At 66.7% G+C, this 14,887-nt stretch carries 14 protein-coding genes; 10 read left to right on the plus strand and 4 right to left on the minus strand.

The annotated features are described in order from the left end of the window. Window positions 1-2: 2 nt before the first annotated feature. The 3 genes from mrdA to ABJO18_RS01110 all read left to right on the plus strand — a co-directional run bounded on the left by mrdA (window position 3) and on the right by ABJO18_RS01110 (window position 4,549). Window positions 3-1,880: a penicillin-binding protein 2 gene (mrdA, locus tag ABJO18_RS01100; RefSeq protein ID WP_348507804.1), complete on the plus strand. Its 1,878-nt coding sequence runs from the start codon at window positions 3-5 to the stop codon at window positions 1,878-1,880. Next, complete coding sequence (gene rodA / locus ABJO18_RS01105; protein WP_348507805.1) at window positions 1,880-3,025, plus strand: rod shape-determining protein RodA; 1,146 nt, start codon at window positions 1,880-1,882, stop codon at window positions 3,023-3,025. The genes mrdA and rodA overlap by 1 nt, the downstream gene beginning before the upstream one ends. 171 nt (window positions 3,026-3,196) lie before the next feature. Next, window positions 3,197-4,549, plus strand: a complete 1,353-nt coding sequence (locus ABJO18_RS01110; RefSeq protein WP_348507806.1) for a sodium-dependent transporter — start codon at window positions 3,197-3,199, stop codon at window positions 4,547-4,549. Window positions 4,550-4,621: 72 nt separating this feature from the next. Here the strand turns inward: ABJO18_RS01110 and pip are convergent, their stop codons facing one another. After that, a complete protein-coding gene (gene pip, locus ABJO18_RS01115) occupies window positions 4,622-5,587 on the minus strand; it encodes a prolyl aminopeptidase (protein WP_348507807.1) in 966 nt (321 codons plus the stop codon). A gap of 117 nt (window positions 5,588-5,704) precedes the next feature. On the opposite strand from pip, the gene ABJO18_RS01120 reads away from it, so the two are divergent. Continuing rightward, on the plus strand, window positions 5,705-6,367 hold the full coding sequence (locus tag ABJO18_RS01120) for a hypothetical protein (RefSeq protein ID WP_348507808.1): 663 nt from the start codon (window positions 5,705-5,707) through the stop codon (window positions 6,365-6,367). Then, complete coding sequence (locus ABJO18_RS01125; RefSeq protein WP_348507809.1) at window positions 6,367-6,972, plus strand: class I SAM-dependent methyltransferase; 606 nt, start codon at window positions 6,367-6,369, stop codon at window positions 6,970-6,972. The genes ABJO18_RS01120 and ABJO18_RS01125 overlap by 1 nt, the downstream gene beginning before the upstream one ends. On the opposite strand, the gene ABJO18_RS01130 is transcribed toward ABJO18_RS01125, so the two are convergent. Genes ABJO18_RS01130 through ABJO18_RS01140 form a run of 3 tightly spaced genes read right to left on the minus strand, consistent with a single transcriptional unit; the run spans window position 6,929 to window position 10,043 of the window. Further along, the gene (locus ABJO18_RS01130) at window positions 6,929-8,026 is read right to left on the minus strand and encodes a hypothetical protein (protein ID WP_348507810.1); all 1,098 of its coding nucleotides are present in this window, start codon (window positions 8,024-8,026) and stop codon (window positions 6,929-6,931) included. The two genes, ABJO18_RS01125 and ABJO18_RS01130, sit on opposite strands and share 44 nt — an antisense overlap. Further along, window positions 8,026-8,745, minus strand: a complete 720-nt coding sequence (locus ABJO18_RS01135) for a class I SAM-dependent methyltransferase (protein WP_348507811.1) — start codon at window positions 8,743-8,745, stop codon at window positions 8,026-8,028. Before ABJO18_RS01135 ends, ABJO18_RS01130 begins: the two co-directional genes overlap by 1 nt. Further along, complete coding sequence (locus ABJO18_RS01140; RefSeq protein ID WP_348507812.1) at window positions 8,739-10,043, minus strand: glycosyltransferase family 4 protein; 1,305 nt, start codon at window positions 10,041-10,043, stop codon at window positions 8,739-8,741. Before ABJO18_RS01140 ends, ABJO18_RS01135 begins: the two co-directional genes overlap by 7 nt. Window positions 10,044-10,162: 119 nt before the next feature. On the opposite strand from ABJO18_RS01140, the gene ABJO18_RS01145 reads away from it, so the two are divergent. The 5 genes from ABJO18_RS01145 to ABJO18_RS01165 are packed head-to-tail and all read left to right on the plus strand — an operon-like array spanning window position 10,163 to window position 14,873. Further along, window positions 10,163-11,335: an MFS transporter gene (locus tag ABJO18_RS01145; RefSeq protein ID WP_348507813.1), complete on the plus strand. Its 1,173-nt coding sequence runs from the start codon at window positions 10,163-10,165 to the stop codon at window positions 11,333-11,335. Window positions 11,336-11,345: 10 nt separating this feature from the next. Next, entirely contained in the window at window positions 11,346-12,500 is a 1,155-nt protein-coding gene (locus ABJO18_RS01150) for an MlaE family lipid ABC transporter permease subunit (protein WP_348507814.1), read from the plus strand. After that, window positions 12,497-13,273: an ABC transporter ATP-binding protein gene (locus tag ABJO18_RS01155; RefSeq protein WP_348507815.1), complete on the plus strand. Its 777-nt coding sequence runs from the start codon at window positions 12,497-12,499 to the stop codon at window positions 13,271-13,273. Before ABJO18_RS01150 ends, ABJO18_RS01155 begins: the two co-directional genes overlap by 4 nt. A 2-nt stretch (window positions 13,274-13,275) precedes the next feature. After that, window positions 13,276-14,226, plus strand: a complete 951-nt coding sequence (locus ABJO18_RS01160; protein WP_348507816.1) for an MlaD family protein — start codon at window positions 13,276-13,278, stop codon at window positions 14,224-14,226. Next, window positions 14,223-14,873, plus strand: a complete 651-nt coding sequence (locus ABJO18_RS01165; RefSeq protein WP_348507817.1) for an ABC-type transport auxiliary lipoprotein family protein — start codon at window positions 14,223-14,225, stop codon at window positions 14,871-14,873. Before ABJO18_RS01160 ends, ABJO18_RS01165 begins: the two co-directional genes overlap by 4 nt. The last annotated feature ends 14 nt before the right edge of the window (window positions 14,874-14,887 follow it).

Genomic DNA, 14,887 nt, shown 5'->3' on the forward strand with positions numbered 1-14,887 from the left:
AGATGCGCGCTGACCGCCAGGAACAGGATCTGAAATTCACCCGCAGGGCCCTCATCATGTCGGGCCTTGGAGGGCTGGCTTTCATCGGGCTGGGCGCACGCCTGTACTCGCTGCAGATGCTGGAAGGCGAGCGCTATCGCCTGCTGTCCGAGGACAACCAGTTCAATTTCGACCTCCTGCCGCCGTCGCGGGGCCGCATTCTCGATCGCTTCGGTGTCGCGGTCGCCGACAATCGCGACAGCTACCGGGTACTGCTGGTGCCGGAGCAGGCCGGCGATGTCGGGGCGGCCCTGGACCGGCTGTCGCGCTTCATGCCCATGTCCGACGCCGATCGCGAACAGGTGCTGCGCGCGGTGCGCCGCCAGTCGCGCTACCGCCCGGTGACCGTGGCGGACGATCTGGACTGGCAGACTTTTTCGGCGATCAATCTCAACGCGCCGGATCTGGGCGGTGTGCGCCCTGATGTTGGCGAGGTGCGGTCCTACCCCTATGGCGCGGCCTTCGCGCATGTCATCGGCTATGTGCAGACGGCGAACGAGGACGATATCGCTGCCAGTCCGCGCGAGGAGGAGGGGCTGCTGCTGCATCCGGGCTTCCGGGTCGGCAAGACCGGTGTGGAAGTCTCTCGCGAACGCGATCTGCGCGGCGCCGCCGGTGCACTGAAGACCGAGGTGAATGCCCGCGGGCGCGTGATCCGCGAACTGCCCGAACAGTCCACGGCGCCCCAGCCCGGCCGCGATGTGGTCCTGACCCTCGATGCCGATATCCAGCGCTACGCCCACGAGCGGCTGGGCCAGGAATCCGCATCGGCCGTGGTGATCGACGTGAATACGGGCGAGCTCATTGCGCTTGTGTCGACGCCCAGCTTCGATCCCAACCTGTTTGTCGGCGGCATTTCCTCGTCGGACTACGCAGCCCTGCGGGCAAACGATCACAATCCGCTGTTCCACAAGTCAATCATGGGGACCTACCCGCCCGGCTCGACCTTCAAGGCCGTTGTGGCGGCGGCCGCGCTGGAGCACGGCCTTGTCGATCCCAACGAGACGATCTTCTGCAACGGATCCACCATGCTGGGCCGGCGCGAGTTTCACTGCTGGCGCCGTCGGGGCCATGGGCGCGTGAATCTGCACGAAGCGGTGAAGACATCCTGCGATATCTTCTTCTATGAAATGGCCGACCGTCTCGGTATCGACCGGCTTCACGACATGGCGGTCCGCTTCGGCGTCGGCGAGCAGTTCGACATCGGTATTTCCGGCGTGCGTTCCGGCAATATGCCGAACCCGGCCTGGCTGCGTGCGCGCAGCAATGAGCCTTGGACGACGGGGCACACCTACAATGTCGGCATCGGCCAGGGCGCGGTGCTGATGTCTCCGCTGCAGCTGGCGGTGATGACGGCCCGTGTCGCTTCCGGGCGCGCTGTCGAGCCGACGCTCTATCGCAATGCGCTGGCGCGTCCGGCGCCGCATATCGGCGTTTCCGAACCGGCACTCGCTCGCGTACGGGCCGGTCTGCGCGGCGTCGTCGAGGAACCGGGCGGTACGTCCTATTCGCTGGGCGGGCTGGGCATCGAAGGCGTCGCCATGGCCGGCAAGACCGGTACGGCACAGGTCTATTCCATCACCGCCGAGGAGCGCGCGTCCGGCGTTCGCGACCAGGACGACCTGCCCTGGCGGCTGCGCGATCACGGCCTCTTCATGTGCTATGCCCCCGCTGACGATCCGAAATACGCCGTGGTCGTCGTGGTGGAGCATGGCGGCGGATCGAGCGCTGCGACACGTCCGGCGCGCGATATCCTGCGCCGCGTTGTCGCGCGTGACCCGTCGAGCCGCGCCGGCGTGTTTGCCGACCTTGCCGGCAATGACCGGCGCGGGGGCGCCTGATGGCGGTTTTTCGTGAGAGCGTGCCGCGCGATCTGCGCGGCAAGCTGATGGAGCTGAACTGGACGCTGGTCCTGTTGCTGATCCTGCTCGGAGCGGCCGGTGTCGGCATGCTGTACTCGGTGGCCGGCGGCAGCTGGACACCCTGGGCCGTCAATCATGCCATCCGCTTTTCGGCGGCTTTCGGCGGCATGATGGTGATCGCGATGTTTCCGCCGCGCTTCTGGATGGGCGTGGCCTATCCGGTCTATGTCGTGGCACTTGTCCTGCTCGCGGGGGTCGAGATCGCCGGTGTCACGATCAACGGGTCGCAGCGCTGGCTGGATATCGGACCGATCCGGGTGCAGCCCTCCGAAGTCATGAAGCTGGCCCTCGTGTTCGCGCTCGCGCGCTTCTATCACGACCTGCCGACCGAGAAGGTCTCCAGCCTCGGTGGTCTGCTGGTCCCGGCGGCGCTGATCGGTCTGCCCGCGCTGCTGATCGCGAAACAGCCTGACCTGGGCACCACCCTGCTTCTGATTGCAACGGGCGGGGCGATCGTCTTCCTCGCCGGGCTGAGCTGGAAGATCATCCTGCCGGGCGCCATGGCCGGAGTTGCCGGTGCGGTGGGTTTCTTCCGCTACGGGCTGCACGACTATCAGCGCGAACGCATCATGACGATGTTCAATCCGGACGCCGATCCGCTCGGTGCGGGCTACCAGATTCTGCAGTCCAAGATCGCGCTGGGGTCCGGCGGGTTCACCGGCAAGGGCTTCATGGAGGGAACCCAGTCCCAGCTGGAATACCTGCCGGAAAAGCAGACCGACTTCATCTTCACGATTCTGGGCGAGGAGTTCGGTTTTGTTGGCGGGCTCGTCGTCATGTCGATCTATGCGCTCGTACTGGCCAACACGATCGCCATCGCGATCAGCTGCAAGTCCACCTTCCTGCGCTTGCTGAGCATGGGCGTGGCGACGACTTTCGCGCTCTATGTGATCATCAATGTCGGCATGGTGATGGGGGCCCTGCCGGTGGTTGGCGTACCCTTGCCGCTCATCTCCTACGGCGGGACGGTGATGATGGCCGTGCTGGCCGGTTTCGGTCTGATCCTGGGCGCACACATTCACCGCAATGCCGAACCGCCGCGTGGAGCAGGCCTGTTCGGCTAGCAGTTCCGGCCGGGTATCAGGCGGTGCCGGTATTTCGATATCGGGCGCTACCGGGCACGATGTTTGCGCTGGCGAAGCGAGCTTGACCTGATCGGGCCGTTGGGGAAGTGTGCGCGACAATTTTTCGCAATTCGGGCGCGGGGGGCCGCGCCCAGGCAGGGGAGAGTTTTCATGGCGGTTACGCCCACGGGGACGCATGCGCACTGGTCGTCGCGCTTTGCATTCATCATGGCAGCGGTCGGGTCCGCGGTCGGTCTCGGCAATCTCTGGCGCTTCCCGTTCATGACGGGTCAGAATGGCGGTTCGGCCTTCGTGCTGATCTATATCGGCTGCGTGATCCTGTTCGCGCTGCCGGTCCTGATGGCGGAAATCGCCATCGGCCGCCACGCTCAGCAATCGGCAATTTCCTCGACGCGCAAGATGGCGCTCGAGGCCGGCAAGTCCGGCAAGTGGTCGATCGTGGGCTGGGTATGTACCGCGGCCGGCTTCCTGATCCTGACGACCTATTCGGTGATCGCCGGCCAGGTCATGGCGTTCTCGGTCGCTGGCTTTGCCGGCGGCTTCGGTACGGATGAAGGCGCGACCATGTTCTACAATGGTCAGGGCATTCAGCTGTTCTGGCACATCGTGTTCATGGGCCTGACGGTCGCTATCGTCGCCCAGGGGCTCAAGGGCGGGATCGAACGCGTTGCCACGCTGCTCATGCCGCTCTTCTTCGTCGTCCTGCTGGGCCTGACCATCTACTCGCTGGTCAATGGCCACGCGGCTGAAGCTGTCGCCTACCTCTTCCGCCCGGACTTCTCGGCCGTCTCGGGCCAGACCTTCGTCCAGGCGCTTGGCCAGGCTTTCTTCTCGGTCTCGGTCGCCTCGGCGATCATGATTACCTACGGCTCCTACCTGTCCAAGGATGCCAATATCGGTTCCTCATCGCTGACCATCGCATCGGCTGACACGCTGGTCGCGCTGGTGGCAGGCCTGATGATCTTCCCGATCGTCTTCATGGTGGGTATCGACCCCGGTGAAGGTCTGGGCCTGATCTTCTCGGCGCTGCCGGCCGTTTTCGCCGACATGCCGGCGGGCAATATCATCGGCGGGTCCTTCTTTGCCCTGGCGCTGATCGCGGCCGTGACGTCGTCGATCTCGCTGCTGGAAGGCGTCGTGGCCTTCGTTGACGAGCACGCGAATTTCGGCCGTGCGCAGACGGCGGTTCTGGTCGGCTTCTTTGCCTTCATGATCGGTGCGGGTGCCGTTTACTCGCCGGAGTTCGGCGGCAATTTCGTCGACTGGCTCTCGGGCAGCCTGCTGCTGCCGCTGGGCGGCTTCCTGGTGGCGGTCTTTGCCGGCTGGGTGATCCCCAAGGCGCTGCTGCGCGACGAGCTCTCGCACACCGGCAAGGGGCTGTTCGAGTTCTTCCACTTTGCGGTGCGCTGGATTGTGCCGCCGGCGATCTTCGTGATCCTGGCGCTGGGTCTGGATGCCCAGTTCAACAATGGCGGCATTGGTGCGATGCTGGGCCTCAGCTAGGCCCTCATAGCACCACCATTGGTGTTACACGGGGTCGCGTCCATACGATGCGACCCCGTTTTCTTGTCTGGGTCAGCCCATGCGGTCGGCAAAGGCGTCGGTCGCGCGCACCAGGGCATCGACGACACCCGGTTCGCCGGCGGCATGACCGGCATCGCCGATCATCTGCAGCCGCGCCCGCGGCCAGGCCCGGGCCAGCGACCAGGCCGAGCGCGGCGGGGTCACCATGTCGTAGCGGCCCTGCACGATGACGCCGGGCAGGTGGCTGAAACGGCCGACATCCTCCAGCAGCACGCCATCGCGTTCCAGGAAGCCCTTGTGGACGAAGTAGTGCGTCTCCAGCCGGGCCAGCGCGTCGGAACGGATCGGGTCGGCGAGGGGGGCGGACGGGTCGCCCGTCATCGAGATCAGGGCGCTTTCCCAGCGCGCCCAGGCGAGCGCGTCCGGGCGGCGGCGGATGATGTCCGGCTCGGCCAGGCGCTCGTAATAGGCGCGCACGATATCCCCGCGTTCTTCCGGGGCGAGCGGGTCGACCAGGCGTTCCCAGGCATCCGGGAAGAGCATGTTGGCGCCCTGGCGGTAGAACCAGTTCAGCTCCAGCTCGGTGCACAGGAAGACGCCGCGCAGGACCAGGCCGAGGCAGCGGTCCGGGTGCTGGCGGGCATAGGCGATGGCCAGGGTCGCGCCCCAGGAGCCGCCGAAGACCAGCCACTTGTCGACACCCATGCGTTCGCGGATGCGCTCGATATCGTCGATCAGGTCGGCGGTCGTGTTGTTCTCCAGCCCGCCATGCGGCGTGGAGCGGCCACAGCCGCGCTGGTCGAACAGGATGATGCGATAGCGGTGCGGGTCGAAGAAGCGGCGCAGGGCTGGCGAGACACCGCCGCCGGGGCCGCCATGCAGGGTGATGACGGGCAGGCCGTCAGGACGGCCGCATTCCTCGACATGAAGCTCGTGTCCGCCGCTCACCGGCAGGCGGAATGTCTGCGTTGCGTGGATCGGCGGATACAGCAGTCGGCGGGAGTAGGCGGCGTCCATTCCAGATATGTCCTGTTAGCGCGTCGTAAACGCAATAAACCATAGCCTAGACCCTCATGTCCCTATATCATCTTTCACCTTGGGGCTAATCAGAGACTGTTGGGAAACCACCGCGTAATGACCGGATTTCGGCGCTTCCTTGTGGCATTGGCCGCGTGTTCCTTCGTCGCGGGCTGTGCCAGTGCCCCGATTTCCGTCTCGTCCCGTTTTGCCGGCGCGGGTGAAGCCTCGCCGCAGCAGGCCAGCGTCAGCCGGACGGCCGCCGATTTCGAGGATACTGCCCGGGCGCGCGGCTGGATACGCGAAGCCGGATCGATGGAAACCGCCATGTCCTGGATGGGCCGCCTGGCGGGCCAGTCGGACGACGAGGCCGGCACCGACCGCGCACCGGTGGCCCGTTATCTCGAAGCCAATGAAACCACGCTCGACGCGCCCGGTTTTGCCGCTCATTTCCTGACCGACATGACCCTGGCCTGGGAACTTGCCGGCGCGGTCGACAATGCCGCTGCCGAACTTATCGCCCAGGGCGGCGGTGTCTCCCGCAGCGCCCTCAGCCGCAGCATCGGCGATGTCGAGACCGTCACCGCCCGGGCCCGCGACACGCTCGCCCTGTTCGATGCCGTTCTGGCGGAAATGCCGGTTCCCGGCGACGAGGAACTCGCCAGCCAGCTGGTGTCCGAGCGCGACCTTTTCGCGGTCCGCACCGACAGCCTGCGCGAGCGCGTCGACGAGCTGGTCGATCTGCGCCGCAGCAACGCCTCTGACGACAGCCTGTCCTGATGCTCGATCCCGATAGCGTAAAAGGCTTTCTCGCACCCGAGGAAGGCGCGGATCTCGCTGCCTGTGCACGCGAGGCCGGACGGCTCGGCCCGGTGCTGGAGATCGGCAGCTATTGCGGCAAGTCGGCCCTTTATCTGGGGCCCGCGGTGCGCGAGGCGGGCACGGTGTTGTTCACGCTCGATCATCATCGCGGTTCGGAAGAACACCAGAAGGGCGAAGAGTATCACGACCCCGATCTCTACAATGCCGAACTGGGTGCGGTGGAAACGCTGCCGGCCCTGCGAGAGACGCTGTTCCGCGCCGGCCTGGAAGACTGTGTGATCCCGGTGATCGGCAAGTCGGCGACCGTGGCTGCCCACTGGACCACGCCGCTGGGCATGGTCTTCATCGATGGCGGGCATTCCATGGACGCGGCACTGGCCGACTATCGCGGCTGGAGCGGACGCATCCTGCCGGACGGACTGCTGGCGATTCACGACGTCTTCCCGAACCCGGAAGATGGCGGCCGTCCGCCCTATGAGATCTGGAAGCTCGCCTGTGCGTCCGGCCTGTTCGAGCCGGTCAGGCGGACAGGAACGCTGGAAGTGCTTCGGCGTCTGGCCTGACCGGATATTCCACCACCCAGTTACGCACCAGCAGGCCGGAGCCCGGGGTGAGGCCGTCCAGCGCGTCGGCCGCCATGATCAGCGCGCCGGCGGTCCAGCTGGGGCGCTCATAGGGCCAGACGACTTCCTCGACGAATTGCCAGCCCATCCAGTAACCGCCGGACTTGGCCTTCAGCGGCGCGAGATCGGCGATCAGCGTGCGGGCCTGGTCGCGCTTGCCGGCGGCGAGGCAGGCCAGGGCCAGTTCGGCGGTTTCGGCTGCGGTGACCCAAGGCTCATCCGAAACACAGCGGCAGCCCAGGCCCGGTTTCACGAAATCGGTCCAGCGCGCATAGAGGCGAGCGCGGGCTGCGTCGCCGGTCAGCACACCGGCCAGAACCGGGTAATACCAGTCCATCGCATAGCGGCGGCGGTCCGTGCCCTTGCGGTCGAAGCGGGCATCATTCTCGCGCAGCGCCGCGCCCAGCTTGCGGCGGGCCTGGGCCCAGTGATCGACGGCGGCCTCCATCAGGCGGCCCATCAGGATGGCGCATTCCAGCGATTTGTAGAGCGAGGCATTGCCGGCGCGCAGTGAGTCGATCGTCTCCAGCGGCTCGTCGCCATCGCGGGCGCGCCAGACGATATCGCCCTGCCGTGTCTGGTGGTCGAGGATGAAATCCATCGCGCGCTGTACCATCGGCCAGTAGCGCGGCAGGTCCGACAGGGCGCCCAGCGCGAGCAGGGAGCGCAGCACGGTGACGGCGGCATAGCCGGTGAAATTGGTGTCGCGGGCGGTTTCCGGCGTGCCGGGGACGAGATGGCGATTGGTGTCGTCCAGCGGGACAGAGGCGCCCAGATCGCCGGTCCAGCCGCCATCGGCCTCCTGGCGCTCGGCGAGATGGTCGAGGGCGCGGCGCGTGGCGGTTTCGCGGCCGGCGATCGCCAGCCCCATCGCGCCTTCGCCGTGATTCCAGGCATCCCAGATGCCCGCCTCGATCCAGGGAATATCGCCGCCGGGACGCTGCAGGGCCTCGATGTGACGGGCACAGGCGCGGATATCGACCAGGCCTGCCATCACGCCGTCTTCCGGAAATACATGACGACCGACTTGCCCATCACCGGGTCGAGCACCGCTTCCATTGCCCGCGTCAGCCACGGCCGGTCCAGCAGGTCCCATTCGAGGAATTTGCGGTAGATGCGGACCAGCGTGCTGGTCTCGCGGCTGTCCCACAGCGCGCATTGCAGCCACCAGTAGGGGCTGTGCAGGCTGTGCGCCCAGTGCCGCAGATAGCGACGGAAACCATGCTTTTCGACCTGGGCCCTCAGCGCGTCCGGCCGGAAGATGCGCACATGGCCGCCCGGCGTGCGCGGATAGGCCGGCGACAGCCACCAGCAGATCGCTTCGGGCCAGTAGCGCGGCACCGAGGCAACGAAAATGCCGCCGGGTTTCAGAAGGCGCGAAATCTCGGACAGGAAGAGATCCGGATCGGGCACGTGTTCGAGCACTTCGGAACAGATGATCCGGTCGAAGCTTCTGTCGGGGAAGGGCAGGGCCTCCCCGTTTGCGGTCGCCAGCACGGCATGGCGCAGCGGCGAGGCCGGTTCGGGCGGCGGCAGTTCGAAGAATTTGTCGAGCGCGATGACGACATCGTCATAGCACAGGTCGACGCCCACGGCGGTGACCGGCGTCTCGTCCCAGTAGAGGCCGTGCAGGTGGCGCCCCTGGCCGCAGCCAAGGTCGAGCACGCGCTGGCCTGCATCCAGGTCGAGCGCTTTGAGGCGGACAGTCAGCATGCGCGGGCTTTCCCCCGTTCGGCGAGCGCTTCGGCATAGAGCCGCGAGGCGGCGAGGGCGTGGGACGACCAGTTGAACTCGGCGCGGGCGCGGGTGCTGGCCCGCTCGCCCAGCTGTGCCGCTTCGGTGGGCGCATCGAGCAGGCGGGCGAGATTGGCGGCCATCGCTTCCGCATCGCCGGCGGGCGAAACGAGACCGGCATCGCCCACCACTTCGGGCAGCGCACCGCCATCGCTGGACACAACGGCCGCGCCGCAGGCCATGGCTTCCGCGGCGGGAAAGCCGAAGCCTTCGAAGCGCGCCGGACAGGCAACGATGTGGGCACGGCGATAAAGATCGGCGACCTCCTCGCGGGTGAGGTCGCTGGAGGTGGAGACGCGCTGGGACAGGCCGTGCGCGGCCAGCCGGCGCTTGGCCGGTCCGTCGCGCAGCTGGCCGACAATGTGCAGCCGCGCCTTGGGCCGGGCCGCCGCAACGCGCGCCAGCGCATCGATCAGCACGTCGAGACCCTTGATCGGCACGTCGGCGCTGGCCGTTGTCACGATCAGCCCGGTTTCGCGCGGAATGGACGGATCCGGCCGGAAGACGTCGTGGTCGATGCCGTTATAGGCGACACGCACGCGGTCCGGGGCGACGCCATAGCGTTCGGCATGGGTGTCGCGCGCGGCTTCGGAGACGGCGAGATGGCGCTGCAGGCGGCGTGCGGTGCGGGCCTGCATCCCGACAAACCGGTACCAGCGCCGTGTCAGCAGCGCCTTCCACCAGGCGTCGCTGGCGGCCAGGGCATAGTCGTGATCGATGGCGATGGGGTGGTGCAGGGTGGTGATCACCGGCAGGCGGCGCTCGATCCGCAGGAAGGGCGTCGAGAGCGTCTGGTTGTCGTGCACGACATCGTATTCGCCGGCATTGTCGGCGAGATAGCGGTCGAGGCGGCGGCCGAAGGCATAGAGCTCGCCGAAAGCGCCGGAATTGTGCGCCAGCCACTCCGACAGATCGGCCCAGGAGGCCAGATGCTTCGCACGCAGCGCCATGAAGGCATTGTCTTCGGCAAACAGGTCGAGCGAGGGCAGGCGCACCAGATCGATGCCCGGATCGAGTTCGGGATAGGGCGGGCCGGAGGCAACGGTGACCTTGTGGCCCAGCGCGGCCAGCCCGCGCGTCAGCTCGCGGATATAGACGCCCTGGCCGCCGACATGCGGGTGCGAGCGATAGCCGGTGACGAGCACGCGCAAGGGCCGGACGGGGTCCGCGTCCGGTGTGTCTTCCAGCTGTGTGGAAACAAGGGTATCTCGGCCCATGACGCGTGATTCCGGCGGTGGTGTTCGAACCGCGAACCTATAGAAGTGAACATTGTTCGCCAAGCGTGCCATACCAGCCTGCTGCATGGCAGGAACCGCAGCGACGCCAGGAAGGCAAGATGATCCGCACGCCCGCATTCCGCTTTGCCGCCTATTACGGCGCCTTCTACCTGACGCTGGGATGCTTCCTGCCCTATTTCCCGCAATGGCTGGACGGGCGCGGACTGTCGCCGGAATGGATCGGCTGGATCGTGGCGGCCGGCATGGCCGGGCGCACGCTGGTCTCGCCGGTGGGCGCCCGCTGGTCGGACCGGGCCGTCCGCCGCCGCGATCCGATCCTGGTCTTTGCCATTGGCTGTGTCGTGGTGTTCGGCCTGCACGGCCCGTCATCCCTGCCCTGGGTGCTGCTGGTCCTGTCCTTCCTGTCCGGCGCGCTGCTGTTCGGACAGATCCCGGTGATCGATGCCTTCGCCATGCGCGCAGCCCGCGACGACCGCTTTGCCTTCGGCCCCGTGCGCGCTTTCGGCTCGGCGATGTTCATCGTCGCGAATTTCTCGGCCGGCGCCCTGATCGACCGTTTCGGCACGGAGAGTATTCTGGCCTGGCTGATCCTGGGGGCGGGCCTGCTGGCGCTGGCCGCGTCCTGGCTACCCGAGGGGCGCCGGCCGGACACGCACAGCGCCGATCATGCCCGGCTGGGGCATATCCTGGTGATGCTGGGCGGCCCGCTGGGGATTGCGCTTCTGGCTTCGGCCATGGTGCAGGCCGGGCATGGCTTCTACTACGCATTTTCCGCCAAGGCCTGGAGCGAGCAGGGCCTGTCGGGAACCGCGATCGGCGCGCTCTGGGCGACCGGCGTTGCCGTCGAGATCGGTTTTCTCTGGCTGTCCGGGCGCGGCCTTCTGGGGCGTGCAAGCCCGGCCATGCTGATCGGGGCCGGGGCCGTTGCATCCATTCTGCGCTGGGGGCTGACCGCGTTTTCTCCGCCGCTCTGGGCGCTGTTCGCACTGCAATCCTTGCATGCGCTCACCTTCGCCGCCACCTATGTCGGGTTCCTGCGGTTCGCGTCCGACCATGTTCCAGATGAGCATGCTGCGCTGGCTCAGGCACTCAACTCGGCCCTGTCCGGCGGAGTTGTGATGGCCGCGGCTTCGGCGGTTTCGGGATATTTCTATGCCCGGATCGGCGCGGGCGGGTTTGCATTGATGGTGATTCCGGCCGTGTGTGGCCTGGCTGCCGCAGTTTTGCTGCACCGCTTCCAGGCACTCCCGCGGACGGAGAAATTCGACTAGGGTCAGGGGCATGAGGGGAGAAACTGTCATCACTGCTGACCCGGCGGGCCTGACCGTCCGGGAGGACGGACGACGCACCGTGCTGGAGCCGAGCGGCGACTGGCTGGTCGATACCGTCGGTGTGCAGGATGCAGCCATTCGCGCCGTCGAGGAGAACAGCGAGCCGGGCGATATCGTCATCGACCTGGACGGGCTGGGCCGGATCGACACGGCCGGCGCCTACCTCCTTGGCCGGGCAACGCGGCGGTGCAGCGAGCCCGATGGCGACATTCATTATCGCGGCGATCATCCCACCGCCCGGCGGCTGATCGAGGAGGTGCGCTCGCGCACCACGATCTGCCAGCCCGAACGCGAACCCGTCTTCGGCTTCATGGGCGCGATGGCGCGGATCGGGGCGGGTCTCGAGGCAGCCTGGCTGGAAGCGGTCAGCACGATGGCCTTCTTCGGCCGTACCGTGACAACGGGGCTTCGCATGGCGGCCCAGCCCTGGCGCTTCCGGCTGACACCGACGGTCTGGGCGATGGAAGAGGTGGGGGTGAATGCCCTGCCCATCATCGCCGTCCTGTCCTTCTTCATCGGCGCGGTCGTGGCCTATATGGGCGCCAACCTGCTGCGCAGTGTCGGCTTCTCGGTCTTTACCGTGGAACTCGTCGGCATTGCCGTGCTGCGGGAATTCGGCGTGCTGATCACTGCGATCATGCTGGCCGGCCGCTCAGACAGCGCCTTCACCGCTTCGATCGGGGCGATGAAGATGCAGCAGGAAATCGATGCCATGCGTGTGCTCGGCCTCGACCCCTACGAGGCACTGGTGATGCCGCGCGTGGTCGCTTGCGTGCTGATGGCGCCGCTCCTGACCTTCGGGGCGATGATTTCGGGAATCTTCGGCGGCATGCTGGTCGCCTGGTCCGCCCAGGACATCTCGCCCACACTGTTCATCACCCGCTTCCATTCTGAACTCGACTGGAGCCATTTCTGGGTCGGCATGTCCAAGGCGCCGGTCTTCGGGCTTGTCGTTGCGATCATCGGCTGCCGCCAGGGCATGGAAGTGCGCGGCGATGTGGAATCGCTCGGGCGCCGGGTGACAGCGTCGGTGGTGCAGTCGATCTTTGCCGTCATCGTGCTCGAGGCCCTGTTCGCCATGATGTATCTGGAGCTGGGCATATGAGCGGAGAGGACGTTCTCATCTCCGTGCGTGGCCTGCGTACCCAGTTCGGCGATCACGTGGTGCACGACGATCTCGATCTGGATATCCGCCGGGGCGAGATCCTGGGCGTGGTCGGCGGTTCGGGCACCGGCAAGACGGTGATGATGAACGCCATTCTCGGCCTCATGACGCCGGCAGCGGGCGAGATCCGGCTCAACGGACGCCTGTTCAGCGAGATGAGCACCGCCGAGCGGCGGCGCGTCGACAGCCGCTGGGGCGTGCTGTTCCAGAACGGGGCCCTGTTCACCTCGCTCAACGTGCTGGAAAACGTCATGGCGCCGCTGCGCGAGCATGTCGATATGCCGATCTCCCTGATGGAGGAGATCGCCGGCATGAAGATCGGCCTGGCCGGCCTGCAGCCCGAAGCCGCGACACGCTTTCCCGCAGAGCTCTCCGGCGGCATGCGCAAGCGCGTCGCCCTGGCGCGGGCCCTGGCGCTGGACCCGGAAATCCTGTTTCTCGACGAGCCCACCGCCGGGCTCGACCCGATCGGTGCGGCGGCCTTCGACAGCCTGGTGCTGGAATTGTCGCGGGCGCTGGGCCTGACCATCATGATGATCACCCACGATCTCGACAGTCTCTACGCAATCTGCGACCGGGTGGCCGTACTCGCCGACAAGCGGGTGGAGGTTGTCGCTCCGCTCCGCGAACTGCTGGACCATCCGCATCCGTGGATCCAGGAATACTTCCACGGACCGCGCGGCCGCGCCGCGCTGGCCGGAAAGGAGATTTAGGCATGGAAACCAAAGCCCATCACGCGCTGGTCGGCCTGTTCACCGTCCTGCTTGCCGCTGCCCTCGGCTTCTTCGCCCTCTGGCTGGGCAAGGTCTCCTTCGACGAGGATTATGCCCTCTACGACATCGTGTTCGACGGGCCGGTCCGCGGGCTGCGCGAAAGTGGCGAGGTGCGCTTCAACGGCATCCAGGTCGGCGAGGTGATCGAGCTGGAACTGGACGAGCAGAGCCGGGTGATCGCTCGGGTCCGCGTGCTCGCCCAGACACCGGTCAGGGTGGACAGTTTCGCCCAGCTCGAACCGCAGGGCCTGACGGGCCTCTCCTACATCCTGATCTCCGGCGGCTCGCCGAATGCCCAGCGACTGCTCAGCCCGCCGGGCCGCCAGCCCCCGAAAATCTTTGCCCGGCGTGCCCAGCTGGAGGGGCTGTTCGAAGGCTCCGAAGACGTGCTGGATGCAGCCCAGACGGCGCTGTTCCGCCTGTCGGCCCTGCTCAGCGAGCAGAATGTCGACGAGGTTTCGGAGACCCTGTCCAACCTGCGCGCCCTGACCGAGCGACTGAGTGCCGAGGATGCCCTGATCGCCGACATGCGCCAGGCGATCGGCCGGATCGATACGGCGGCCGGCGATATTTCGGCCGCGGCCAATTCGCTGGAACAGTTCGGTGCGACGGCCGAGCGCTTCCTGGTCAATGATCTGACCCCGGCGGTGAACGAGACGACGCTGGCCGCCCAGGCGGTGAATGTGGCGGCCGTGAACACCGACACCATGATCCGCACCATCACGCCGCCGCTGGAAGACTTTGCCGATAGCGGGCTGCAGGATCTCAACCGGGCCTCGTCCGACCTGCGCCGCCTGATCGCGACGCTCGAACGCATCGCCCTGGAAATCGAGAGCAATCCCGGTGCCTTCGTTGCCGGCTCGCCCCGTGAAACCGTGGAGGTCCCGCAATGAGCGGAACACGTTTCCTCAAGCCGGCGCTGATCGCGCTGAGCCTGCTGCCGGTGGCAGCCTGTGTCTCGCTTTTGCCCGAGAGCGATCCGGTCTCGGTCTACCGCCTGTCCTCGCCGGAACCGCGAGAATGGAGTGGCAATAGCGAAAACTGGACCATCATCGAGATCGAGATGCCGCAGGCGCCACGCGGCCTGTCCGGCGACCAGATCGCGCTGGTCCGGGACGGGCAGAGCCTGGCCTATGTCCATGGCGCGCGCTGGATCGCACCGGCGCCGGGCCTGCTGCAGAGCCTGGTGATCGACACGTTCAACGCCGATCAGGCGCGCCTGGCGCCGGCCCGGCCGGAAGACGGGGTGCGGGCCGATTACGAGCTGCATCTCGATCTGCGCCAGTTCGAGGCGGACTATGATCACGGCGACAGCGCCGCGCCGACCGTTCATGTGCGTATCGCGGCGCGGCTGGTGGCCGAACACGGCCGCCGCTTTGTCGGGGCGCGAGTGTTTTCGGCGGAACGCCGGGCGACGGACAACCGGACCGGCGCCATCGTCGATGCCTTCGATGCAGCCGCGATCTCGATCAGCCGCGACATCGCCGCCTGGACCGCCATGGCAACGGAGATGCAGGACAGCGAAGCCGGCAGCGAATAATCGCCGCCCGGCCG

This window comes from Maricaulis sp., assembly GCF_039978735.1.
Classification (GTDB): Bacteria; Pseudomonadota; Alphaproteobacteria; order Caulobacterales; family Maricaulaceae; genus Maricaulis.

Excerpts from the sequence above, each read along its gene's own strand:
- mrdA (WP_348507804.1), top strand. The coding sequence starts at position 3 with ATGCGCGCTGACCGCCAGGAACAGGATCTGAAATTCACCCGCAGGGCC.
- rodA (WP_348507805.1), top strand. The coding sequence starts at position 1,880 with ATGGCGGTTTTTCGTGAGAGCGTGCCGCGCGATCTGCGCGGCAAGCTG.
- ABJO18_RS01110 (WP_348507806.1), top strand. The coding sequence starts at position 3,197 with ATGGCGGTTACGCCCACGGGGACGCATGCGCACTGGTCGTCGCGCTTT.
- pip (WP_348507807.1), bottom strand. The coding sequence starts at position 5,587 with ATGGACGCCGCCTACTCCCGCCGACTGCTGTATCCGCCGATCCACGCA.
- ABJO18_RS01120 (WP_348507808.1), top strand. The coding sequence starts at position 5,705 with ATGACCGGATTTCGGCGCTTCCTTGTGGCATTGGCCGCGTGTTCCTTC.
- ABJO18_RS01125 (WP_348507809.1), top strand. The coding sequence starts at position 6,367 with ATGCTCGATCCCGATAGCGTAAAAGGCTTTCTCGCACCCGAGGAAGGC.
- ABJO18_RS01130 (WP_348507810.1), bottom strand. The coding sequence starts at position 8,026 with ATGGCAGGCCTGGTCGATATCCGCGCCTGTGCCCGTCACATCGAGGCC.
- ABJO18_RS01135 (WP_348507811.1), bottom strand. The coding sequence starts at position 8,745 with ATGCTGACTGTCCGCCTCAAAGCGCTCGACCTGGATGCAGGCCAGCGC.
- ABJO18_RS01140 (WP_348507812.1), bottom strand. The coding sequence starts at position 10,043 with ATGGGCCGAGATACCCTTGTTTCCACACAGCTGGAAGACACACCGGAC.
- ABJO18_RS01145 (WP_348507813.1), top strand. The coding sequence starts at position 10,163 with ATGATCCGCACGCCCGCATTCCGCTTTGCCGCCTATTACGGCGCCTTC.
- ABJO18_RS01150 (WP_348507814.1), top strand. The coding sequence starts at position 11,346 with ATGAGGGGAGAAACTGTCATCACTGCTGACCCGGCGGGCCTGACCGTC.
- ABJO18_RS01155 (WP_348507815.1), top strand. The coding sequence starts at position 12,497 with ATGAGCGGAGAGGACGTTCTCATCTCCGTGCGTGGCCTGCGTACCCAG.
- ABJO18_RS01160 (WP_348507816.1), top strand. The coding sequence starts at position 13,276 with ATGGAAACCAAAGCCCATCACGCGCTGGTCGGCCTGTTCACCGTCCTG.
- ABJO18_RS01165 (WP_348507817.1), top strand. The coding sequence starts at position 14,223 with ATGAGCGGAACACGTTTCCTCAAGCCGGCGCTGATCGCGCTGAGCCTG.